Below are 22,263 nucleotides of genomic sequence, written 5' to 3'. Positions count from 1 at the left end.
CTATAATTTAATTATTGATTAGTTCTAATGGATTTATGTGGTAGTTTTTTTGTGTAACTTCAAAAGTTAAATCCCTTTCAACTTTTCCAACAATGTTTCCTTTTTTTAATACTTCTCCAACCTTTGCAAGTTTGCTAAATTTTGATAAGTGAGCGTATATTGTGTGAATTCCGTTTGCGTGTTCAACAATTACAACCTTATCAAGGACTGCAGTATCATTTGCAAAAACTACTTTTCCATCAAATACTACTCTTACATTGGCATCAGGCGTATTTGAGCGTAGCACTACATTTTCATTAAATATTTTTAATTTATATATAGGGTCTATGTAATCTCCAAATTTTTGTTTTACACTAAAATCAACCAAAGGTGCTATAGTTTTTGCTCCTGTATATTTTGCTACTTTTCCATCATAACTTAAGGTATCAGAATGTTTTACTTGTGTAGTTTGACTTGATTTTTTATTTGATTTTTCATTTTCTATGATTTTTAACTTAGCCAAAGTTGCTCTAATTTCATCTTGTTGTTTTTGTAAATTTGTTAGGCGTTGTTTATATATTTTTTCATCTTGTTTTTGTTTAGAAATTAAATTCTCTTGGCGTTTTTTAAGTTCGCTTAATTCTTTTGCTTGTTTTTTATAATTATCAATATTTACATTCATTTCACTAATTTTTTTTTGCTTATAATCAATTTGCTGTTGCGTTCTTGCATAATCTTTTGAAATTTTATAAAGCTCATTATTCAAAACTTCAGAAAGTGTGTTTAATACTTCAATAGAGACTATACTCATTGAGCTATCAATTAAATCTTTTGGTGCTATTAAATCATACGAAAAATCCTTAGCAATTATTTCAACTAATTTAGCACCTAATTTCTCTTTATCTTTCATTAGTTCTTTATTTTGTGTGATAAATGTATTTAATTCTCCATTTTGAGCATTTACAAGTTCTTGTAATTCTGCTGTTATATTTGAAGTTTTTTTAACTTTTTCATTTATTTCTTTTAATTTTTGTTCCCCTTCAATTATTTCACTTGCCAAATCTTCTAATTTTTTTGATATTTGTTCTTTTTCATTTTGAGTTTGCTCTAGTTTTTTTGTGTTGTTTTCTATTTGATTTGCAAACAAACTTAAGCTAAACAAAACTATTAGAAGTTTTTTCATTGTCTTTTTACCTTAAACATTACAATCATTATACATAGTAATGAAGCTAGTAAAGAATAAGAGCTTACTTCAATTAAGCTAGGTAAAAAATCAATTTGCGGTAAATCTATATCAAGTTTTGCTAAAAATTCTTTTATATAAGAGATATTATTAAAATTAATAAAAAACGCAAATAATAAAGCAAAACAAATTATATTATCTACAAATACAATCTTAAGCATTGGTGCAGCTCTTTGGAAGAAATTTGCCCCAAATAAATTAAGAATATAAATTCTATTTTCGTGCTCGTATTTAAAAATTTTTATTTGTTTTATAAATAAAGCAATAGATAATATGCTTATGCAAATTAAACATATATAAGAGATTAGTTTTATAATATTTAATAGTTTATATATTTTAATGTGTGTTTTTGAGAATGTTTCTACTTTTAAAACATTCGGTATTTTTAATAGTTGTTTTTTGATTTGATTTATTTCGTTTTCATTAATAAATTTAGTAAAGCTAATATTATAAAATTTTGGGAGTTTTGATTTTAAGGTATTTAAATTAGCATTTGTTATATCTTTTTTTAATTTATTAAGAATTTCACTAGGGTCTAATTCGTTAATACTTGAAAAATACTCAATATTAGCTAAATCAACTGCTTGAATTTCTAGCTCGCTTACTAATACTACGCTGTAATCTTTATTTAATTTGGTTTCATAATCTTTTATCAATTCATCAATAAAAAAGGCAAATTGAAAACAAAAACATATAATAAAAAGTGGAAAAATAAAACTAATATGTGTTTTAAATAAATTCATTCAAAACCCCATTTTCTATATTTAAATGCCTATAATTAAAATCAATTCTAGGTGGAATTTGATGAGTTACTGCGATAATGCAAGCATTGAATGTGTTTCTAGCAGCATTTAGTAATTGCCAAATAATATCGGCTGAATGAATATCAAGATTTCCTGTTGGCTCATCACAAATTATTATTTTAGGATTGTGTATGATTGCTCTTGCAAGGGCTATTCTTTGTTGCTCTCCGCCACTTAATTCTAAAGGCATTTTTTTAGCTTTATGCTGAAGTTTTGTATATTTTAATAACACATCTACATGCTTGCTGATTTGTTCATTTTTAACGCCAGCTATTTTTAAAGGTAATGCTATATTATCGCTTACATTTAGCTCGTTAATTAGCTTATAATCTTGAAAAATTATTCCTAATTTTCTTCTAAGTTTTAATAATTCAGCATTGCTAATATTTCCCATATTTTTAAACAAAACATGCAAATCCCCACTAAATTCGCTAAATTCTCCAAAAAAACTTTTAAGCAATGTTGTTTTCCCGCTACCACTTTTACCGGTGATAAATATAAAATCACCTTCATTAGCACTAAAATTTATATTATGCAATACTATTTCATTATTGTAGGCTAGAGTTAAATTATTGGCATTTATTAAAGTAGCATTGCTTTTCATTGTAAAAACTCTTTTAATTTAATAAATGCTTTTAAATTTAAAGTATTTGGGCAAAAGTCGTGAAACAAAAACTCAAATTCTTCATTTTCTTTACATAATAAATAAGAGCTACTTGGTGTGTCAAATCCACCATAAGCTATTTGAATGATTTTTGCATTATCACATTCATAAATTCTTGATATTTTTAAGAAAAAATCTTCATCAATATGTTTTATAAAATTAAGTTTATTAAAATCAATTTTGAAATTAATTTTTTGATTTATGATTTCTTGATTTAAATTCTTTTTATTTCTCACATAGCAAACAAAATCATATATATCTTTATTCATCTTAAGCCAACGGCTTTCGTATTTGCTTATTATCCTTGCGTCTTTATTTTTAAAATAATCATAGTCTAAATCAGAAAAAATATTTTTTGTATATTCTGCATACATTAAACTATCGCTTCTTAATTCAAAAAATCCATTTTCTTTTAATACTCTTTCGCACTCGTTTTTAAATTCATTTGATACAACTCTTCTATAAGGAGCGTCGTCCCAAGGCACAGGAAAATGCAAATATATTCCATTTAAACAACTATTATTTAATTCTTTTATAGCTATTCTTGCATCAAAATCTAATAAATATATATTCTTTAAATCTTTAGCTAATTTACTTACTTGAATAAGACTAGGTTTATGAATTTCTATTCCAATATAAGTATTTTGAGGATTATTTTTTGCTTGATATAGCAAATGTCTTCCTGAACCAAAACCTATCTCTAAATAAGCATTATCTAATGAATTAATTAATTCTTTAAAGTCCTTAGGAGATGATATGACATTACTTGCTAATTCTTTAAATTTATTATAATGATATGCTTTTGATATGATTTCATCACAAAATGTTTTTTCAAATGCTTCTAAGGCTTTTTGCATCAAGGCTAAGTCGGTAATTTTTGTTAATTTATCAATTTTTACTACAAATTCATTATTTTTTTCGTTAAGTTCTATAAAAAAACTAGAATTATTAATACTAGTATAAACTAAAGTTTTGCCTAATTGTGTTTTTGTTTTAAATTTAAATTCAACCTCCCCAACACTAATTGGCAAGGTTAAATTCTTTATATATTTTGCTTTAAAATTTGGCATTATTTAACACTCAATTTTGAACTAGGTTTTGATTCTATTCCAAATTCATCAACGCCAATTATTTGATAAACATCTCCAGGCACATATGTAGTATCTACATAATAATCATTTTGTATTCCGTTTGCAACTTCTGTTGAATTTTTAATAAGTTTATAGGTTCTTATGCGATTATCCGTGCTAATCCATTTTATTTTTAGTGTATTTTCATTTTGTAATTCAAATCCTGTAAGAGCAGGAGTTTTAGGTTTATCAAGGCTCATTCCAACTACATTTACGCCAGTTTTTGCACTCTCAAGTCCGTCTTTATCTATCATAGTTACATAATAATATCTGCTTACTCCATCATCTCCTATATTATCCTCATAGCTATTTTCTGTAGTTGTAGCTAGCTCAAAAAATGGTAATAAAGATGCTTTTGAATAATATATTTTATAATGAGAAAAGTCTTCATATTTAGGAGCGTCCCAAGTAAGAATTATTTTTTTAGGTAGGTTTGTAGTTACATTGATATTTACAATTTGTGGTGGTAAAACTTTACTAATTGCTTCAACTTCAGCACTAGCATCACTTTCAACTCCGTTATAAGTTAGTGCAGTTACTTTGTATTTAGCATATAGATTTGCTTTAACTTCGTCTAAATATTCAGCACTTAAGCGATTATTAATAGTTGCTACTTTATACCACTTATCAGAATTAGCGTCTTGTTTATAAATATTATATTTTACAACTCTTGAATCAGTATGCGGTCTCCAAATTATTTTGATTTTATTAGGAAGTCCTGCTATTGCTTGAATGAATGTAACTGGTTCAATTTTTCCTATAGTTTTTACATTTATAGTAGATAGTTTTGAATTACCTTCTTTATTAAAAGTTACGAAAGTATAAGCGTAGCTAGTATCAGGATTTAAATTATTATCAGAATAATGAGTTGCATATCTATCATTTATAGTAGCGATTAGTTTGTCTTTTGCATTTTCATCATTTAGCTCTTTTCTATAAATCTTATAACCATCTATATTTTGATCATATATAGGGTCCCACTCAAATCCTATTTCTCTCATACCTTGAAGAGTTCTTATATTATTTACCATAGTAAGATTATCAATCGGAGCAATTTCACTAAGACTTGTTGTGCTAGAGCACGCATTAAAACCTATAATAAAAGCTGTAAATAAACTTATTTTAATAATTTTCTTCATATTTTGCCTTTCGTGTAAAGATTTAATTATACTAAGTATGAATAATGATTTATAAGCATATCCTATTCCAAATTATTACTAAATTGATTTAATAAATTATGAGCTAGATTTAAGTCAAGTTTTATATCTTTAAAATCTTTAATAGCTTCATTAAAACTCAAACAATTACTTGAATAAAATTCCATAAAATTATTTGTTATTGGATGGGTGTAATTTATATAAAATGAATGTAGCATTAATCTATTTGCTTTATTTTTACTGTTCTCATCAGCATAAATACTATCTCCTAAAATATATCTATTTACACTTGCTAGATGGGTTCTTATTTGATGAGTTCTACCACTTTCTAATTTTGCTGAAATTAAAGCTTTATCATTTGTATTTGCAAGATTTATAAAATGAGTTCTAGCCCATTTGCCCCATCTATCTTCATTTAAGCCGTATTTTTTAATACATTCATCTTTGCTTAAAGATTGCATTTTTAATCTATTATTCTCATTTCTTTTTATATATTTTTCTATATGATTTTGATTTATTGCGTGGTTTGTAACTGCTAGATAAATTCTATTTACTTCTCTATTTTTAATCTGATTTGCTAAGCTAAAATATGCTTCATTGCTTTTAGCTACTAGCATAACTCCGCTAGTATCTTTATCAAGTCTATGCACTATTCCTGCTCTTATTTTGCCGTTGATATCAGCTAGTTTATAATTTCTCTCAAGTAGCCATTCTACTAATGATGCTTCTTTTAAAGAAGAGCAGCCGTGAGTTGCTACATTATTTGGCTTATTTACTACTAGCATATACTCATCTTCATACAGAATTTCTACATCAAAATTAGCTTCATATTTAATATTTATATCTTTTATATCAGGGTAATTAATCTCTATTTCATCATTTATATTTAGTTTATATGAGCTTTTAATTACTTTATTATTTACTAATACATTTTGATTTTTTATTAGATTAGAAATTTGTGAGCGACTTTGTCCTAAAACTTTAGCTAAATATATATCAATTCTTTCAATTTCACTTGCTACAATCTTACTCAATATTAACCTTTTTAAATCATATTCATAAACAAATTTAGCAAAAGGTTGTAAATTGATAAAACTAGATGGTAAAATTTTAACCCACTTTGATTTTATATTGCCATTGCTCGTATTTCCAATAATAATTTTTTCATTTTTATTAATGAATGAGGCGAATGAAGTTTTAGCGCATAAACAAATTATATATGTGATTGTAGGGTTTTTTGCTTTTTTTATATTTTTTTTATTACCAATTAAAAAAATTGAATGGCTTATTCCTTTTTTTTACTGGTTTTGTATAGGTTTATTATTATTAGTTGATGTTTTAGGGGCTACTAAATTAGGAGCTACTAGATGGCTTGAAATTCCTTTTACAAGATTTACGATTCAGCCTAGTGAGATTTTTAAACCTGCATTTTTATTAATGCTTGCTTATTTAATTAGACACAATCCTCCACCTGATGATGGATATAGATTTAAAGATTTTTGCAAAATTAGTTTTTATATAATTTTACCTTTTGTTCTTATTAAAAGTGAGCCTGATTTAGGTTCTGCTTTAATTATTTTAATAGTTGGCTATGTTACATTGTTTTTAGTGGGCATTCATCATAAAATTATTCTAACAGGGGCATTATTGCTTGGAATTTGTATGCCAATAGCTCCTATTGTCTATGATAATTTAAATGATTACCAAAAAAAAAGAATTACTGATTTTTTAAGTGAAAAACCAAGTTATCAAGTAAGACAAAGTATGATAGCAATAGGAAGTGGTGGAATAAATGGTAAAAGCAAAGATGATGCTACTCAAACTCATTTTAAATTCTTACCAATTAGCACGAGTGATTTTATTTTTGCATATACTATTGAAAGATACGGATTTTTAGGTGCTTGCTTGCTTTTAGGATTATATTTATTACTGATTTTACATTTGCTAAGCTTTAATAAAAAGCTTAAAAAAGATTATTTTGCTAAAACTTTTACATCAGCTCTATCCATATTAATATTTATTTATGTTGGGGTTAATGTATCTATGACTATAGGGTTTGCTCCTGTTGTTGGAGTGCCACTGCCGTTTTTTAGCTATGGTGGAAGCTCTTTTGTAACCTTTATGATACTTTTTGGAATATATGAAAATTTATTATCATTTAGGTTTGACCCTGATTATAAATTAGTAAGAATTGATTTGTAATTAAAGAATTTAAAATTAAATTCTTTAATTATTTATAGGCTTTAATAAGTGAATTAATCTCATTAATATGTGGAAATCTTTTGCTATCACAACCTATTAATTCATTTTTTGAATATATTTTCTCATTATCATAAATAACTATAAAATCGCCTTTACTTCCTATTTCAAATTCTACTTCTATTCCTTGAAATTCACCAATTAATTCATCTGCAACCCTTGCAGCTTGTGGTTCATATTTTCAAGCATTACAATAAATGATTTTCGCTTTCATTTTTTCTCCTTACAAAAATATTACAAATTTAAAATAACTTAATTAATGACTAGAAATATTAAGTTATTTATAGTATTCTTTCGCATTTAATAAAAAATATTATTTGGTAAAGGTAAATATGAAGTTTTTAGAGATTTTAAAGGATAGAAAGCTAAAAGCAACTCCACAAAGAATAAGCATTTTAAAAGTTTTATCAAAACACGAACACCCTAGTATTGATGAATTATACGAGCAAATAAAGGTTGAATATCCTGCAATTTCACTTGCTACTGTTTATAAAAATCTTAGCACTATGATTGATGAGGGTTTAGTAGTTGAGATTTCAATCCCTAATGATAAATCAAAATACGATATATATGAATACGAACATATTCATTTGGTTTGTAATAATTGTAAAAGTGTTTTTGATTTAGATAAAGTTAAGGCTGGACTTGATAAATATCAACAAACTTTACAAACTAAGTTAGATAATCCTATAGAAAGTATTAAAATTACAGCGTTTTTGGCTACTTGTTCAAATTGCAAATAATATAAGTTAAAATAAGATAAAAAAGGAGTTTAGGTGAGTATTTTAAAACACTTTCTCTTTTTTACCTTAGAGAGTAATTTAGAGTTTAAAAAGCTTAAAGATAGTTTTTGTTTATTTGAAAATAGTCTTTATAAACTTGATATAATTGATAGCAATTTACATTTTTTAAAAGCTAATTTATCAAGAGCTGACATAGAATATCATACGAGTGAGCTTAGCTTAAATGAAGTAAAAAGCAAAAGTTTAAAATACAAAAGAGCCATCACTCAAGGCAAGATGATAGAGCAATTTAATAATTTTTATATCTGCACTTTATTTGATGAAAATTCTCAAGATGGACTTAGTTTTAGTGAATATGAAAGATTAAAAATATTTTTAACTTATGGGCTTAAATCAAGGGATTTAAGCATTAGCATAGGACTTGCTTTAAGGATATATTTGTTTTATTTGAGTATTAATTCTAAGCAAGAGATAATAAAAGAAATTCTTAATTTATTCTCTTTTATTTACGAAGAAAATATAATAAAAACTATCAATAAAAATGATAATTTTTATGATAATTTATCTTGTATTATTTTAGATGAAAATAATTTTTATACCACAAATTGTGCTAAGGTCAATTTTGTAAAAATCTTTTCAAAAGTTTTAAGAAAAGAAGCTATAAAAGTATTAAGATTTAATGAAAGTTGCGAAAAATTAATAATATTGCTTGAATTTTTAAGCTTTTTTAAAACTCATAAAAAATTAGATTTTCAAGAAAAATTAGCAAAAAATAAAAGCGTTAAAAAAATAGCTAGAAAAATTAGTAAAATAGCTAGAACTTATTATTTAGGATAAATATGCAAAAACAAGAAAAAATAGTAGAAATGTTTAATGAAATAGCTCCAAGCTATGATAAAGCTAATAAGGTTTTAAGTTTTGGTATCGATGCAAAATGGAGATTTGATGCGATTAGTAAGGTTAAAGATTTTCTTAATTTAAATTCTAATTTAAATATAGCTGATATTGCTTGTGGGACAGGCGATATGTGTGTTTTGCTAAGTAAAATTCCAAATGCAAAGGTTGTAGGGATTGACCCAAGCAGTGGAATGCTAGAAGTGGCTAAAAAGCGTCATTTAGAAATTGACTTTAAATTAGGCTATGCAAATAATTTACCATTAGATAATGAAAGCGTAGATTTAATTACTATTAGTTATGGTTTTAGAAATGTGGTTGAAAAAGATGAAGCATTGGAAGAATTTAAAAGAGTGCTAAAGCCTAATGGAACGCTTTTAGTATTGGAGTTTTTCAAAAGAGAAAAGGGCGGTATAATAGGATTTTTCCGTGATTTTTATCTAAAAAAAATATTACCTATAATAGGTGGAATTTTAAGCAAAAACAAAGCAGCTTATGAATATTTACCTAATTCTATTGATGATTTTTACTCAAATGATGAATTTAAAGATAAATTAAAAGAACATAATTTTGATTTAAAACTTTTCAAAACTTATAGTTTTGGAGTTAGTTCATTGTTTATAGCGAGTAAAAATGTTAGCAAATAAACTAGAAAAAACATATTTTAGTGTAAGCGAAATTAATAATCTTGCTAAAAATAATTTAGAAAATACTTTTTTAAATATCGCAATTCAAGGAGAAGTTAGCAAGATTACAAATCATACTTCAGGGCATTGGTATTTTACTATTAAAGATGAGTTATCAAGCCTTGATTGCACTATGTTTTCAAGCTATAACAAAGGTAAGGCTAATTTAATAGTAGGCAATAAAATAATAGCCATTGGAAAACTTACCATATATCCTGCTAGTGGAAAGTATCAACTAAACTGCACTGATTATGAATTAGCCGATGGATTGGGTAAATTACAAGCAGCTTTTAATGAGCTTTATAAGAAATTAAAAGATGAAGGCTTGTTTTTAGATATTTATAAAAAACAAATTCCAAAAAATATTAAAAAAATTGCAGTAATTACAGCTATTAATTCAGCTGCTGCTAAAGATATTTTAAGAGTTTATGAAAACAACGAAGCTTATTTAATAAAATTAGTGTTTTTTGATAGTTTAATGCAAGGAGAAAATGCTAGTAAAAGAGTAATTGAGTGTATTAAAAAGGCTAATGAATTTGATTTTGATATTATATTAATAGCTCGTGGCGGTGGTAGTAAAGAAGATTTATTTTGCTTTAACGATGAAGCTTTAGTAAGACAAATCGTAGCATCTAAAATCCCAATAATTACAGGTTTAGGACACGAAATAGATACTCATTTAAGCGATTTAGCAGCTAGTAAGTATTATGCGACCCCAACTGCGGCTATGCAAAGCTTGGTTTATAATAAGTTTGATAGAATGCTAGATTTAGATAATTTACAAAATTATTTTAATTTAACTATTAAAAAACATTTGGATAAAAAAGAGCAAAATTATTTATATTTAGCAAGTAAATTTTCTAAAAAAGAAGTGAATTTTAAATTTAATTCATATAAAAATAATCTTTTAAATAAAAAGACTTTATTTCAAAATAAGCTAAAAAATATTTTAAAACAAAATGAGCTAATTTTAAATAATCAAAAAACTATTTTAAATAATAATTTTCATAAAGCCTTAGAAAATAAAGAAAGGCTTTATAATATTTATGAAAATAAGATAAATATCACAAAGCTTAAAAGCAATATTTCAAGTATGCAATTTAGTCTAAATCAATATGAAAAACTAGCAAAGCAATCATTTAATAAGGCTATTTTAAATAAAAATCAATCTTTAAATGATTTTATAAAGAGTAAAAATATCATTGATTTTAAAATAAAACTAGCAAAAGACAAACTAGAAAATCAAAAAATATTATTAAATAACAGCTTTAAACCTAAATTTAAAGAAAAATATGTAAAAATAAACAATTATCAAAAGATTTTAAGCACTCATCAAGCATTCTTAGAAAGCATTAAAGAGTATGCTAGAGTTATGAAAGATAATAAAGGCATAAAACTTAGTGCTTTAAAAGAAGGTGATGAAATCACGCTAAAATCAATTGATTGTGTAAAAATAGCAAAGATTATAAAGGAGTAAAAATGAGACAATACAATTTTAGTGCAGGACCATCTGAATTACCATTAGAGGTTTTAAAAGAAATTCAAGAAGAATTATTAAGTTATAAAAATAACGGCTTTTCTATTATGGAAATTAGTCATCGCTCAAGTTATTATGAGCAAATGCACAATGACGCTATTAAAGATGCAAAAGAGCTTTATGGAATAAATGATGATTATGAAGTAATTTTCGTTCAAGGTGGTGCTACTATGCAATTTAGCTTATTGGCTATGAATTTTAGCCTAGATAATAAGCCTTGTGAATACATTGATACTGATGTATGGACGCAAAAAGCTTGCGAAGAAGCTATCTTAGCTGGAGTAAATGCAAAAATCGTAGCTAGTTCAAAAGATAGTAAATATAATTATATTCCAAAAATTGCTTTAAATAATGATAGTTCTTATACTTATATTTGTTCAAATAACACGGTGCATGGAACTCAATATAAGCAACTTCCTATTTCAAATTCTCCTTTGATTGTTGATGCTAGTTCGGACTTTTTTTCTAAGAAATTAGACTTTTCAAATATAGGTGTTTTATATGGTGGAGTTCAAAAAAATGCTGGTATAGCAGGATTTGCATGTTTAATTATTAGAAAAGACTTATTAGAACGCAGTAAAAATAAAACTATGCCTAAAATGTTTAATTACAACACTTATGCAGATAATAATTCTTTATTTAATACTCCGCCTACATTTGCTATTTATGTATATGCAAAAATTATGAAATGGATTAAAGCTAAAGGCGGACTTGATGCAATTAATCAAGAAAATGAAATAAAAGCTAAATATCTTTATGATATTATTGATAATAGTAATTTTTACAAAGCTTATGTAAATAATGATGATAGATCAGTTATGAATGTTTGCTTTACTACAGGAAATGATGAATTAGACTTAGAATTTTGGAGTAAAGCTGCTAAAGAACACAATATGCTAGGTTTAAAAGGTCATAAAAAACTTGGCGGATTAAGAGCTAGTATTTACAATAGCGCTAATTTAGAAAAAGTTAAAATTTTAGGCGAATATATGAAAGAATACGAAAGGGTTCGTGGATGAAAAAAGGCTTTTCATTAATTGAGCTTATATTTTCTATGGTTGTAATTGGAATTAGCTTAGCAGCTATTCCAAAAATAGTTAATGCTAGTTTAGAAGGCGATGAGGTAGGTTATAAACAAGAATATTTTTATGTGGTAAAAGAGCTTTATGGACTTATTAGAAATCTACCTTATGATAATTCTAATATAGCTTATGATGAATACAAAACTAATAGCTTATTATCTCAATATATATTAACTCCTGCTTTACAAGGTAAGATAACTTATAAAGTTGATGAGCTAAATCAAATTAATATTAATTCAAGATATTATGCTACTCCATATGCTAATCCATTAGTAAAAGCAGTTGCAAATATCAATAATATTTCTATAAATAATCAAAAAAATCTAAGCTTTTCTAATGTTTTAGGTCAAAATATAAATTATGTATATGGTCAGTATTTAATAGACGTTCATACAAAAAAAGGCGAACATTTAAGAGTAGATTCATCTTATAAATTTGGTTTTAAAACCCCTATTGATTGTGCTATATCAACAAATAGTATATGTGGAGATATAGGCGGGACTAGCACAATGTATGTAGGTAAAATGCAGATTTTAGATGGGACTGACAATCCTGTTGTATCATTTGATGTATTTTTTAATAAATTTGGAAGATTAGATAGTATTTATAGCCAATATGCAATGAAGACTAGTGATACCACTTGGGATAGCACTAATGAAGCAAAATTAAAAAATTATTTAAGTTTATAAGGAAGTAGATGAAAAAGGCTTTTACGATAATAGAATTAATTGTTGTTATTGTTATTTTAGGAATAATTGCAGGGCTTGGAATAGAGATTATTAAATTTTCTTACGATAACGAACAAAGAGTTAGAGCATTAAATGAACTTGAGCTTAAATCTCAAGCTACTATGGACTTTTTAACAACACACCTAAATAATGCCATTAAAAATAGCTTTAGACTTAAAAAAGCTGAAAATTCTGAATGTGTAAATTCTGTAACTGATTGTAAGTTTGTTTTTAATATTGAAGATGATTCTTTAAAGAAAGATTTTAAGATTTTTGAATGGGCTAGAATTGCTATTATTGATAAAAAGCATAATAAATGGGACGGGCTTAACGAAACTAAAAGCGTTATTGAAGCAGCTGTAAATGATAAAGCAAGTTGCTATGATGGAACAAATTATTTTAATTGTTTTTCTCATAAGCAAAAAGGTATTAATACTAAAATTATTAATTCGTATTCTTTAGGAGATAAGTTAGGCGTATATTTTTTAGGGGATAATATAGCAACTTCAACTTCTTTTATGGAAAAAGATTTGTATGATTTAGAAATAGCTGAAAGAAATGTTGGTAGTGGTAAGAAAGAAGATTATGCAAAAATTGAACTAAAACTAAGTGATAAGATTTTTACAATTAGTAATGTATATGTATTAGTTGATAAGATTGAAGGTATTAAGTTTGAAGATGGTGAATTAAAATATTATAGTTATGATTTTAAAGATAAAAAACCAAATTTCGCAACAAATACCATTGATAAAGTAACACTTGTAAATAATGTTAGTGATTTTATTATTAGCAATAATAACGGCGTTACTAAAATTAAATTATGCTTAGAAGTAAATGATTTGCCAGGTAGTTTTATTAATAAAAAAACTAGCCTTAAAGTTTGCAAAAGTGGGGTAATAATATGAAAAAATCAGGTTTTAGTATGATAACTGCTATTATATTTATTATTTTAGTAAGCGTTGTTGGAGTTTTAACCTTGCAATCATCAAAAAGCACCGTGTCATTTGCAGCTAGAGCTTATCTTAAAGAGCAGGTTGAACTTATAATGGACGGGGCTAGAGCAAAGGCATTAAGTAGATGGTTTGAATCAGGTGATCCTAGAGTTAATTCAGGTATTATGTCAAACGCAAAAGTAACTGAGAGTTACTATTATAATGATAAAAAATATTTAATCACAATAGAATATACAAAAGTTGATAGTTCTAAGGCGTTAAAATTTGATAAAAACACCGTTTTAGCAAGAATTAGTGTTGAGACAGGAGAAGCTTTATCAAAAGTAGCAAAAATTAGATTAGTAAGAGATTACACAATAGGAAATTAAAGGAAATATTATGCAAAAGCAAGTTTTATTAAGCTATGGTGGTGGCGGAGATGAGATGAATGAGTTTTTAAATAATTTTATTTTAAAACATATTCATGCTGATAATTCTCAAGGACTTAGCGAAGATGCTGCTGTGTGTGATGGTTTTTCTAAAATTGCTTTTTCAACTGATTCTTTTGTGCTTGACCCAATTTTTATTAATGGTGCAAATATAGGTAAAATCGCAGCTTGTGGTTCTATAAATGATGTTTTGATGATGGGAGCAAAGCCTAAATATCTTACTTTAGGTCTTATTTTAGAAGAAGGTTTTTTACTTGATGATTTAGCAAAAATATTAAATGATTTATCAAATACTGCAAAAGAATTTGAAGTAGGAATTAAGTGTGGGGATTTAAAGGTAGTTCCTAAAGGTAAGGCTGATAAGATATATATAAATACAACTTGTATAGGCGATGCAAATGGATTTATTAATAATAATAAAATTAGCACAAAAAATATAAAAGAAGGCGACGCTATTATAGTAAGTGGTGATTTAGGAAGGCATGGAGCTTGTGTAATGGCTGCTAGATTTGGTTTTAACTACGATATTATGAGTGATGCAAAATGTTTATATAGTGAAGTAAGAGATATTTTAAAATACGATATAAAATGCCTAAGAGACGCTACTCGTGGTGGTTTATCTAGCGTGTTAAATGAATTAGCAAAATCAAGTGGCTTGGAATTTATAATCAATGAAAGTGATATTAGTATAAGTGATGGGGTTTTAGGGCTTTGTGAATTATTAGGATTTGATGCTTTAGAATTAGCTAATGAAGGAACATTTGTTTGTATTTGTTCTAAAGAAGATGCACAAAATGTATTAAAAGAATTAAAAAAATACAATGATTTTGCAAATATAATAGGTGTAGTGCATAAGTCAAAAAGCCCATCAGTAAAGCTTAATAATAGCTATGGTGGAAGTAGGATTTTACAAATGCCAAAAGGCGAATTATTGCCAAGGATTTGCTAATGCATGAAATGGCAATTGTTAATAATCTTTTAGATGAGTGTGAAAGAATTAGAATAAATAATAAAGCTACAAAAATTACTAGAGTAAGAGTTAGTATAGGTAGGCTTAGTGGGGTTGAAGAGCATTATTTTAAAGAAGCTTTCAATGCTTTTACTAGCGATAATAATTCAAGTTATTACAATGCTAAATTAGAAGTAGTTTTAAAAGAACTTGAACTTTTTTGTAAAGATTGCAATTGTAGTTTTATTCAAAATAAAAATGAGTTTTGTTGTAAAAATTGCTCTAGTAATAATGTTGAGATTAAAAGTGGCGATGAATTATTATTAGAGCAAGTTGAATTAGAGTAATTTTAGTTATCAATTAGGTATTTATATACTATATCTTGGCGTTTTGAGATTTGGTTTATAAAATACTTAATTCTCTCATCGTTTGTTAGAATTTTATCATCTATTTCATCATAAAAATAATAAGGCAAGTCATTGCTTATATTTTCCATCATTTTAAATCTAGTGATTAAAATTCCAATATCTGATTGTTCTTTTAATTGAATTTTATTATATTTTGAATATAAATACTCATTTAATGATATGCATAAGTTATTCATTTCCAAAACTGCTTCTAGTAGTCTAATTTGTTCAATTTTATTATGTTTGTTTCTGCTTTCGTATAAAAGGTTTTTAAGGCTTTTAATATTTAATAAAATTTTATTTTCATAATTTAAATAATCTTCTTTTTTAATAACAGCACTTAAGAAGTTTTTAAGATTATTTATTGCGTCTTTTAAAGTAGGTTTTATATCATCTTCACTTTTGCTAGGCCAAAGATACGAAAAGGTATAAACTATAAAAAATGCTACAATAAAATCAATCAATCTATATACAAGTAATCTTTCATAATCAAGTCCTAAACTCGCAAATAAAATAGCAAGATTTAGCATAATAAAAATAGTTGCTATAAAATATGGAAAATGCTTAAAATATATACAAGCAAAATATGATAAAAATAGCACTACAAAAATTAATTTTGAATGTATTGAAAAAATAATTAAAAGTCCTAATGCAAAGCCTATGAGTGCTGCATAAATGGTTTCTTTATTATTAATTGTAGTTGAATTGATAGTTTCTTTAAACATTGTAAAAACACCCATCGCTATCCAAATTCCGTGGTCAATTTTGAAAAATAATGCTAAAAATAATGAAAACGAAGTTGCTAATGCAACTTTTATTGAGAATTTAAAATACTTATTATCAAAATGAAACTTTTCTAAAATAGTTTTAATTGTGATTTTTTTATCTTTTGGTTTTAATGTTAATTGTTTTGCTCCACCTTGCTTAAATAATTCAAGCTTGTAATAAAGAACTTCTACTAAGGTACATAATATTGGTAATGTATTTAATTGTTTTAATCTATCAAGACAAAATGATTTGAGATTGACTTTTTCATCTTTAAATATCTTTTTTAATTCTTCAAGATTAAAAATAATTTCATTTTGAATATTTTTTATGTGAGCGTTTTTTGAATTTTGTTTAAAAAATGTCCTTAACGAAAATAAAGCAAGTGCTATTTCTTCACACTTTAGTAAATAAAACATAGCCATTTCTTGATGTCTTATAAGGCTTGAGTCTTTTATATTTACTGATTTACTTTCAAAAAGTCTTTTAAATTCATTAATCCTTGTTACGAATAAATTTTGCCACATTTCATATTTGCTATTTGTCATATTTTCACTCATATAAATCAAATCATTTAAAAGCATTATAAAACTTCTTCTAGTAAATCCACCATAAGTATAAAATGCAAAAGTTCTAAAAATAGTTGCTACGCAAGAGCCAATTAATGTCGCATAAAATACTTCTAAAGAATCAAAATTATTTAGACTAGCACTAATTAACATAGCCATAACAAGTAAGGTTGCATATATGCCAACTTTTAGTGCGTCTTGTGAAATTGCACCTGCAAAAATAACAGCGAAAATCCAAATAAAACTAGGAATTGCCATAAAAAAATCAAGTTTGATTAAATAAGGAACTACTAGAGCAAAAAAACAACCAAAAAAAGTAAAAGCTAGCAAATATAATATTTTCTTAGTTCCTACCGAATTAAGATTGTTCATATAAAATATAAAAACACAAGATAAAACACTAAAAATAGTATAGTTTTCGTGAATTGTAAAATAGCTTATGATTAAGCAAATAGCAAGTCCAACGCAAGCTTTCATAGCGTATAGTAATGAAAAATTACTAGGGTCGTATTTATGAAAATACACTTTTAATTTTTGATACGAATTAATAAAATATTGTTTATTTAGTTCCATATTGCACTTCAAAATAATTTGTAATTTTATTTTTAAATTGTAAAGCTTCTATTTTTCTTTTAAGCTCTTTATTTTCTTCGCTTAATACTTCTCTTTTATCTTTTAATTGAGCATAAACTTTACTTGATTCATAGAGTTGAAGTCTAACCCAAACTAAGCTAATTGATATAATCATTATTATAAAAAATAATAATATTAGCCTTTTGTTAAAACCTAAAATAGAATAATCTTGGTATTTATTTATTAGTAATTCTTCTTTTTCTTCTGTACTTGTTCTTATGTTTTTCATTATTTTAAATAAAACGCTCTAAGTTTTGCACAACTTGACCTAGAATTATATTTTATTTCTTCTTTGCTAGGTTCAATTGGTTTTTTAGTAATAATTTTTCCTAAGGAATGGTTATTACCACATTCACATCTAATTGCAAATTCATCACAAATGCAATTATTTGCCCATTTTTTAAAAGTGTCTTTTACTATTTTATCTTCTAAAGAATGAAAAGTAATTATACAAATTAGACAATTTTTAAATTCTTTCAGTTGCTCTAAAAATCTTTTAAGCACTCCTAATTCATCATTTACTTCAATTCTAATTGCTTGAAATATTAAAGTTTTTAGGCTTACACTACGATTGTTTAACTTTGCATTTCCTATTATTTTACTAAGTTCTTTGCAAGAGTTAATAGGTCTATTTTTGATAATATTTGAAGCTATATCAGAAGCTAGTTTTTCTGGTAATTCTGCGTAATTTTTAAAAATTTCACTTAGTTGCTTGCTAGTATAGGTATTAATTAGAGTTTTTGCATCAAAATCTTTATTTTTATCCATTCTCATATCTAATTCATTAGAATCAAAAGAAAAACCCCTATCATCTTTATCTAATTGCAAACTAGATACTCCAATATCTGCTAATACACCTTTAATTTCATTTTTGTTATTAATGAAAGAAAATATATTTTCATAATTTGTTTTATAAATTTGAATATCTACATTAAATTCTTTTAATTTTTCTTTAGAATAATTGATGGCTTCTATATCTTGGTCGCACGCTATTAGATTTAGTTTATTATTATTTTTTAATATAGCACTAGCGTGTCCTGCATAGCCCAAAGTTGCGTCAAGATAATAACCATTATCTAAATCTTTAAATAATTTAACTACTTCATCTTTTAAAACGGGAATATGAATTTGCAAATGCTTACCTTGTAATTTAATATTGTATATATAATAAATAAAACTTTTTAACAAGGATATAATAATGTTTGCTGAAATCAAAAAATACGCAAAAATAATGTATGAAAAAGACTTTATATATGGACTTAATGGTTCTATATCTTCAAGATTTGAAGATAATGCGTTTTTAATAAACAAAAATACAATATTTAATGATGATAATTCATTCTTTATTAAATTATTATTAAATGAAAATTATAAGCAATATGATGCTTGTAAATATGTAAAATTACATTCAAAAATATATAATTCTTTTTCACAAGCTAAAGTGATAGCCGTAGTTTGCACTAAAGATATAATGAAAATATGCAATGGTTCAAGTTTGAAATATCAAAATCAAAATATTTTTATAGAAAATGAATTAATTTTGCAAGATATGAATGTTTTAATAGATAAATTAAGAAAAAATAAATCTAATTTTTTAATGATAAAGAATTTTGGATTATTGATTTTTGATAGAGATTTTAATGGTTTATTTTCTAAAATTTTTGATATAGATTTGCAGGCTAAAATTTCTTTATAAATTAAATCTTTGTTAATGCTTATAAGATAGGATTTTTCTTTAAAAACACTTGAAATTAGGATAAATAATGATTACTTGGATGCAGCGTCATAAAAAATATTTAGTTGTTACAATTTGGATTAGCGTTATAGCATTTGTTGGTGCAGGAACTGTTGGTTGGGGTAGTGTAGATTTAAATAGTTCAAGAAGCAAATATGTAGCAAAAGTAGGAAATTTAGGCGTAACACATAAAGAATTTAATGATAAATATAGCGAATTATTTTATATTCAAAATCAATTATCTAATGGTGAATTAACAGAAGAACAAGCGTTAAAATTAGGACTGGATAAACAAGCATTAGTGGAATTAATAAGAGAAAAATTATTATTAAATTATGCTTATGATTTGGGATTTTATGCTAGTGAAGAAGAAGTTGTAAAAACAATAGCTAGCTATGAGTTATTTAATAAAAGTGAAGAAGATAAAACATTTGATAAAAGTAAATATTTAACATATTTGAAAAATTTAAGAATGAGTGAAGCAGATTTTGCTAATCAAATTAAAAATAAATTAGAAATTTCTAAATTATTAAAATTACTAGCAGTTCCAGCAAATAAAGAAGAATTAGAAATCGCAAATGCTAGTTTAAATATGCAAGATGAGATAAATTTAAAAACTATAGATTTGTCTAAAGAAGAAGATAAAATCAAATTAAGCGAAGATGAATTAAAGTCTTATTGGCAAGAACATAAAGATGAATATAAAACTGAACTATCATATGATTATTCTGTATATACATTAAATCCTAATTTAGACAATTTAATTGAAAGTGATATGAAAGCTTATTGGGAAAATAATAAATTTAATTATAAAGATGAAGAAGGCAAAATTAAAGAATATGAACTAGCAATAAATGATGTTAAGATAGATTTTGCTTTAAGTTTGTTAGAAAAAGAAGCTAAACTTGATTACATTAAGTTAAAAAATAATGAAATTAAATTCCAATCAACTACAAATCAAAATGCTTATTCTGAATTAGTTTTACAAAATAAAGATTTAAAAGTAGGTGAAATGAGTAAGCCTTTTATTATGGATAATAAATATTACATAGTAAGACTTGATAAAATAAATCAGCCAACTGCTTTAGAATTTGAAAAAGCTAAAATGATGGTAGAAGAAGATTTAAGAGAATTAAAATTTAAAGAATTATTGTCAAATACAGGTGAAGAAGAATTAAAAAAAGATAAAATTAATGGCAAAAATATAGGTTTTATATCTAAAGTTTCTAAAAATAATACCGATTTAACGGATACAGAATTTTTTACATTTGTGAGCGAGTTATTTTTAAAAAATACTAAAAAATCTTATGTGCTTTTAAATGATAAAGTATTAGTATATGAAATACTTTCTCAAAAATTAGTTGATAATACAAGTGAAAAGAATAATACTGATTTAAGTAATGAGTTGAAAAATATTAATTTTACTCTTATGCTTGATGATTTAATAAAAGAATTAGATAAGCGTTATGAAATTAAAAATTATTATAAAGGTAGTGAATTTTGAATATTTTAGCTATTGATCTTGGTTCTAGTTTAATAAAAGTAGCTATTGTTAGTTTTGATGGGGAAGGTATCAAAGTAGTTAGTGTTGCTAATACACAAACTTACGGAATTAAATCTGGAAAAATTACAAGCATTAATGACGCAAGTAATTCCATTAAAAAAGCAGTAAATAAGGTTAAGGAAAATTTAAGTATTAATATAGATAAAATTGCTGTTTCTGTTAGTGGAGCTTATACAAATTCTGTAACTGGATATGCTGACATAAGGCTAGATGCTAATGGCTCGGCAATTACGATTAAGGATATAGAAAAAGCAATTAATGCTGCTAGAACATCTGCAGATATTCATAGCGATCAAATTCCAATTCATATACTGCCTTATAGATTTAGAGCGAATAATACTGATAATATTGAAGATCCACTTGGTATGATGGCTTCAAGCTTTAGGTTGGAAGCTAATATTATTACTATGAATAAAAATGATTATGAAAATATAAAGCAAATATTATCAAATGCTGATATAAAAAACTATGTTTTAGTATCTTCTATATATGCTAATTCAATTTATTGTTTAAATAACGATGAAAGAGAAAATGGTGTTGCTATCATTGATTGTGGTTCGCAAGTATGTGATATTGCAATATATGCTTATAATTCAATTATATGGATGTATTATTTTCCTTTTGGTTCTTGGCATATTACAAGCGATATTGCTAAATATCTTACCGCTAGCAATGAGGTTGCAGATAAGATTAAATTACAATTTTCTTTATTTAAAGATGAAGAAAATAGCACTCATGTAGAATATTACAAAACCGGTTCTCAAACTCTTGATAGAGTATCTGTTGAATCAGTTTCAAAGTGTGTAAATATGAGACTTACAGAAATGCTTGAATGTATATATGCTAGCATAGATGATAGTCCTTATGAGAAATTTTTCTCAAGAGTAGTTTTAACTGGAGGTTGTTTCAAAATAGACAATATGGCTGAAAGAGCAACTCCTAAATTTAACAATAAAGCCGTAAGAACCGTTATAGAAAAAAATAGCGTATTTTATGGAGATAATGAGATTTTTACTATGCCTGAATATACATGTTTATTAGGCCTATGTATGTATTCTTGTGGTTTTCATACTAAATATGAGCTTAATTCTAGTGGTGTTTTATTAACTAGACAAAAAACCACAGAATTAGAAAAAATCATAGATTTTTCGGTAGATAAAGAAATAGAAACTAAAAACAATACTTCTTATTACACAAATATAGATGTTAAGGAACAAAAATTGCTTAAGGTTGAAAAAAATGACAAAGATGAAGTATTAGAGTCATTAAAGATTAGTTCTAACGAAGAAAAATCTGAAGGCGTTTTTGCTAAATCTTGGAAGAAAGTTTGTGCTTATATAGAAAGGATATTTTAA

The 22,263-nt window shown here is 25.8% G+C and carries 23 protein-coding genes and 1 pseudogene; 14 read left to right on the top strand and 10 right to left on the bottom strand.

All coding sequences use genetic code 11. The annotated features are described in order from the left end of the window. Positions 1–7: 7 nt before the first annotated feature. The 6 genes from AVBRAN12654_RS01855 to AVBRAN12654_RS01830 form a co-directional block, all read right to left on the bottom strand. Entirely contained in the window at positions 8–1,162 is a 1,155-nt protein-coding gene (locus AVBRAN12654_RS01855; protein ID WP_214116538.1) for a murein hydrolase activator EnvC family protein, read from the bottom strand. Continuing rightward, positions 1,159–1,965 carry an ABC transporter permease gene (locus AVBRAN12654_RS01850; protein WP_214116540.1) on the bottom strand — a complete coding sequence of 269 codons (807 nt, stop codon included), beginning with the start codon at positions 1,963–1,965 and terminating at the stop codon, positions 1,159–1,161. The genes AVBRAN12654_RS01855 and AVBRAN12654_RS01850 overlap by 4 nt, the downstream gene beginning before the upstream one ends. Next, the gene (locus AVBRAN12654_RS01845; RefSeq protein ID WP_214120129.1) at positions 1,952–2,629 is read right to left on the bottom strand and encodes a cell division ATP-binding protein FtsE; all 678 of its coding nucleotides are present in this window, start codon (positions 2,627–2,629) and stop codon (positions 1,952–1,954) included. The genes AVBRAN12654_RS01850 and AVBRAN12654_RS01845 overlap by 14 nt, the downstream gene beginning before the upstream one ends. Next, complete coding sequence (gene trmB, locus AVBRAN12654_RS01840) at positions 2,626–3,759, bottom strand: tRNA (guanosine(46)-N7)-methyltransferase TrmB (RefSeq protein WP_214120130.1); 1,134 nt, start codon at positions 3,757–3,759, stop codon at positions 2,626–2,628. Before trmB ends, AVBRAN12654_RS01845 begins: the two co-directional genes overlap by 4 nt. Further along, positions 3,759–4,958 carry a fibronectin type III domain-containing protein gene (locus AVBRAN12654_RS01835; RefSeq protein WP_214120131.1) on the bottom strand — a complete coding sequence of 400 codons (1,200 nt, stop codon included), beginning with the start codon at positions 4,956–4,958 and terminating at the stop codon, positions 3,759–3,761. The genes trmB and AVBRAN12654_RS01835 overlap by 1 nt, the downstream gene beginning before the upstream one ends. 62 nt (positions 4,959–5,020) lie before the next feature. Beyond that, positions 5,021–6,010 (bottom strand): RluA family pseudouridine synthase, encoded by a 990-nt coding sequence (locus AVBRAN12654_RS01830; protein WP_336613824.1) that lies wholly within the window; start codon positions 6,008–6,010, stop codon positions 5,021–5,023. A 52-nt stretch (positions 6,011–6,062) separates the two neighbouring features. Here AVBRAN12654_RS01830 and AVBRAN12654_RS01825 point away from each other — a divergent pair, with 52 nt between their 5' ends. Continuing rightward, positions 6,063–7,178 carry an FtsW/RodA/SpoVE family cell cycle protein gene (locus tag AVBRAN12654_RS01825; RefSeq protein WP_214116552.1) on the top strand — a complete coding sequence of 372 codons (1,116 nt, stop codon included), beginning with the start codon at positions 6,063–6,065 and terminating at the stop codon, positions 7,176–7,178. A gap of 28 nt (positions 7,179–7,206) precedes the next feature. Here AVBRAN12654_RS01825 and AVBRAN12654_RS01820 read toward each other — a convergent pair. After that, positions 7,207–7,404, bottom strand: a pseudogene (locus AVBRAN12654_RS01820) (Rdx family protein); the annotation flags it as partial. 163 nt (positions 7,405–7,567) lie between these two features. On the opposite strand from AVBRAN12654_RS01820, the gene AVBRAN12654_RS01815 reads away from it, so the two are divergent. From AVBRAN12654_RS01815 to AVBRAN12654_RS01770, 10 genes are read left to right on the top strand one after another with little or no spacing between them, the layout of a single operon-like run. Continuing rightward, complete coding sequence (locus tag AVBRAN12654_RS01815; protein WP_214116554.1) at positions 7,568–7,978, top strand: Fur family transcriptional regulator; 411 nt, start codon at positions 7,568–7,570, stop codon at positions 7,976–7,978. Between the two features lie 33 nt (positions 7,979–8,011). Continuing rightward, a complete protein-coding gene (locus AVBRAN12654_RS01810) occupies positions 8,012–8,815 on the top strand; it encodes a hypothetical protein (RefSeq protein ID WP_214116557.1) in 804 nt (267 codons plus the stop codon). A 2-nt stretch (positions 8,816–8,817) separates the two neighbouring features. Then, entirely contained in the window at positions 8,818–9,519 is a 702-nt protein-coding gene (ubiE, locus tag AVBRAN12654_RS01805) for a bifunctional demethylmenaquinone methyltransferase/2-methoxy-6-polyprenyl-1,4-benzoquinol methylase UbiE (RefSeq protein WP_214116559.1), read from the top strand. Next, positions 9,506–11,035: an exodeoxyribonuclease VII large subunit gene (gene xseA, locus AVBRAN12654_RS01800; RefSeq protein WP_336613823.1), complete on the top strand. Its 1,530-nt coding sequence runs from the start codon at positions 9,506–9,508 to the stop codon at positions 11,033–11,035. The genes ubiE and xseA overlap by 14 nt, the downstream gene beginning before the upstream one ends. Positions 11,036–11,037: 2 nt before the next feature. Then, positions 11,038–12,114: a 3-phosphoserine/phosphohydroxythreonine transaminase gene (gene serC, locus AVBRAN12654_RS01795; RefSeq protein ID WP_214120134.1), complete on the top strand. Its 1,077-nt coding sequence runs from the start codon at positions 11,038–11,040 to the stop codon at positions 12,112–12,114. Next, positions 12,111–12,866, top strand: a complete 756-nt coding sequence (locus AVBRAN12654_RS01790) for a type II secretion system protein (RefSeq protein ID WP_336613822.1) — start codon at positions 12,111–12,113, stop codon at positions 12,864–12,866. Before serC ends, AVBRAN12654_RS01790 begins: the two co-directional genes overlap by 4 nt. Before the next feature lie 8 nt (positions 12,867–12,874). Continuing rightward, on the top strand, positions 12,875–13,810 hold the full coding sequence (locus tag AVBRAN12654_RS01785; protein WP_214120136.1) for a prepilin-type N-terminal cleavage/methylation domain-containing protein: 936 nt from the start codon (positions 12,875–12,877) through the stop codon (positions 13,808–13,810). After that, entirely contained in the window at positions 13,807–14,226 is a 420-nt protein-coding gene (locus AVBRAN12654_RS01780; protein WP_214120137.1) for a hypothetical protein, read from the top strand. The genes AVBRAN12654_RS01785 and AVBRAN12654_RS01780 overlap by 4 nt, the downstream gene beginning before the upstream one ends. Before the next feature lie 10 nt (positions 14,227–14,236). Then, a complete protein-coding gene (hypE, locus tag AVBRAN12654_RS01775; RefSeq protein ID WP_336612255.1) occupies positions 14,237–15,235 on the top strand; it encodes a hydrogenase expression/formation protein HypE in 999 nt (332 codons plus the stop codon). Continuing rightward, on the top strand, positions 15,235–15,582 hold the full coding sequence (locus AVBRAN12654_RS01770) for a hydrogenase maturation nickel metallochaperone HypA/HybF (protein ID WP_336613821.1): 348 nt from the start codon (positions 15,235–15,237) through the stop codon (positions 15,580–15,582). Before hypE ends, AVBRAN12654_RS01770 begins: the two co-directional genes overlap by 1 nt. Before the next feature lie 2 nt (positions 15,583–15,584). Here the strand turns inward: AVBRAN12654_RS01770 and AVBRAN12654_RS01765 are convergent, their stop codons facing one another. The 3 genes from AVBRAN12654_RS01765 to rsmH are packed head-to-tail and all read right to left on the bottom strand — an operon-like array spanning position 15,585 to position 18,743. Then, complete coding sequence (locus AVBRAN12654_RS01765; protein WP_214116576.1) at positions 15,585–17,549, bottom strand: FUSC family protein; 1,965 nt, start codon at positions 17,547–17,549, stop codon at positions 15,585–15,587. Continuing rightward, on the bottom strand, positions 17,536–17,838 hold the full coding sequence (locus AVBRAN12654_RS01760; protein WP_214116578.1) for a hypothetical protein: 303 nt from the start codon (positions 17,836–17,838) through the stop codon (positions 17,536–17,538). Before AVBRAN12654_RS01760 ends, AVBRAN12654_RS01765 begins: the two co-directional genes overlap by 14 nt. Continuing rightward, positions 17,838–18,743, bottom strand: a complete 906-nt coding sequence (rsmH, locus tag AVBRAN12654_RS01755; protein ID WP_336613820.1) for a 16S rRNA (cytosine(1402)-N(4))-methyltransferase RsmH — start codon at positions 18,741–18,743, stop codon at positions 17,838–17,840. The genes AVBRAN12654_RS01760 and rsmH overlap by 1 nt, the downstream gene beginning before the upstream one ends. 64 nt (positions 18,744–18,807) lie before the next feature. Between rsmH and AVBRAN12654_RS01750 the strand changes: the two genes are divergently transcribed. From AVBRAN12654_RS01750 to ftsA, 3 genes are all read left to right on the top strand, one after another. Then, on the top strand, positions 18,808–19,305 hold the full coding sequence (locus AVBRAN12654_RS01750; protein WP_214116582.1) for a hypothetical protein: 498 nt from the start codon (positions 18,808–18,810) through the stop codon (positions 19,303–19,305). 67 nt (positions 19,306–19,372) lie between these two features. Next, entirely contained in the window at positions 19,373–20,848 is a 1,476-nt protein-coding gene (locus tag AVBRAN12654_RS01745; protein WP_336613819.1) for a peptidylprolyl isomerase, read from the top strand. After that, positions 20,845–22,263: a cell division protein FtsA gene (gene ftsA / locus AVBRAN12654_RS01740; protein WP_336612258.1), complete on the top strand. Its 1,419-nt coding sequence runs from the start codon at positions 20,845–20,847 to the stop codon at positions 22,261–22,263. The genes AVBRAN12654_RS01745 and ftsA overlap by 4 nt, the downstream gene beginning before the upstream one ends.

The sequence above is a fragment of the Campylobacter sp. RM12654 genome (assembly GCF_020137585.1).
Classification (GTDB): domain Bacteria; phylum Campylobacterota; class Campylobacteria; order Campylobacterales; family Campylobacteraceae; genus Campylobacter_E.
The sequence above is the reverse complement of the archived record's forward strand: the minus strand, read 5'-3'. Positions and strand labels throughout refer to the sequence as shown.

What these genes read in the sequence shown, in the direction of transcription:
- AVBRAN12654_RS01855 (WP_214116538.1), bottom strand. Translation starts at nt 1,162, where the DNA reads ATGAAAAAACTTCTAATAGTTTTGTTTAGCTTAAGTTTGTTTGCAAAT.
- AVBRAN12654_RS01850 (WP_214116540.1), bottom strand. Translation starts at nt 1,965, where the DNA reads ATGAATTTATTTAAAACACATATTAGTTTTATTTTTCCACTTTTTATT.
- AVBRAN12654_RS01845 (WP_214120129.1), bottom strand. Translation starts at nt 2,629, where the DNA reads ATGAAAAGCAATGCTACTTTAATAAATGCCAATAATTTAACTCTAGCC.
- trmB (WP_214120130.1), bottom strand. Translation starts at nt 3,759, where the DNA reads ATGCCAAATTTTAAAGCAAAATATATAAAGAATTTAACCTTGCCAATT.
- AVBRAN12654_RS01835 (WP_214120131.1), bottom strand. Translation starts at nt 4,958, where the DNA reads ATGAAGAAAATTATTAAAATAAGTTTATTTACAGCTTTTATTATAGGT.
- AVBRAN12654_RS01815 (WP_214116554.1), top strand. Translation starts at nt 7,568, where the DNA reads ATGAAGTTTTTAGAGATTTTAAAGGATAGAAAGCTAAAAGCAACTCCA.
- ubiE (WP_214116559.1), top strand. Translation starts at nt 8,818, where the DNA reads ATGCAAAAACAAGAAAAAATAGTAGAAATGTTTAATGAAATAGCTCCA.
- xseA (WP_336613823.1), top strand. Translation starts at nt 9,506, where the DNA reads ATGTTAGCAAATAAACTAGAAAAAACATATTTTAGTGTAAGCGAAATT.
- serC (WP_214120134.1), top strand. Translation starts at nt 11,038, where the DNA reads ATGAGACAATACAATTTTAGTGCAGGACCATCTGAATTACCATTAGAG.
- AVBRAN12654_RS01790 (WP_336613822.1), top strand. Translation starts at nt 12,111, where the DNA reads ATGAAAAAAGGCTTTTCATTAATTGAGCTTATATTTTCTATGGTTGTA.
- AVBRAN12654_RS01785 (WP_214120136.1), top strand. Translation starts at nt 12,875, where the DNA reads ATGAAAAAGGCTTTTACGATAATAGAATTAATTGTTGTTATTGTTATT.
- AVBRAN12654_RS01780 (WP_214120137.1), top strand. Translation starts at nt 13,807, where the DNA reads ATGAAAAAATCAGGTTTTAGTATGATAACTGCTATTATATTTATTATT.
- hypE (WP_336612255.1), top strand. Translation starts at nt 14,237, where the DNA reads ATGCAAAAGCAAGTTTTATTAAGCTATGGTGGTGGCGGAGATGAGATG.
- AVBRAN12654_RS01770 (WP_336613821.1), top strand. Translation starts at nt 15,235, where the DNA reads ATGCATGAAATGGCAATTGTTAATAATCTTTTAGATGAGTGTGAAAGA.
- AVBRAN12654_RS01765 (WP_214116576.1), bottom strand. Translation starts at nt 17,549, where the DNA reads ATGGAACTAAATAAACAATATTTTATTAATTCGTATCAAAAATTAAAA.
- AVBRAN12654_RS01760 (WP_214116578.1), bottom strand. Translation starts at nt 17,838, where the DNA reads ATGAAAAACATAAGAACAAGTACAGAAGAAAAAGAAGAATTACTAATA.
- AVBRAN12654_RS01750 (WP_214116582.1), top strand. Translation starts at nt 18,808, where the DNA reads ATGTTTGCTGAAATCAAAAAATACGCAAAAATAATGTATGAAAAAGAC.
- AVBRAN12654_RS01745 (WP_336613819.1), top strand. Translation starts at nt 19,373, where the DNA reads ATGATTACTTGGATGCAGCGTCATAAAAAATATTTAGTTGTTACAATT.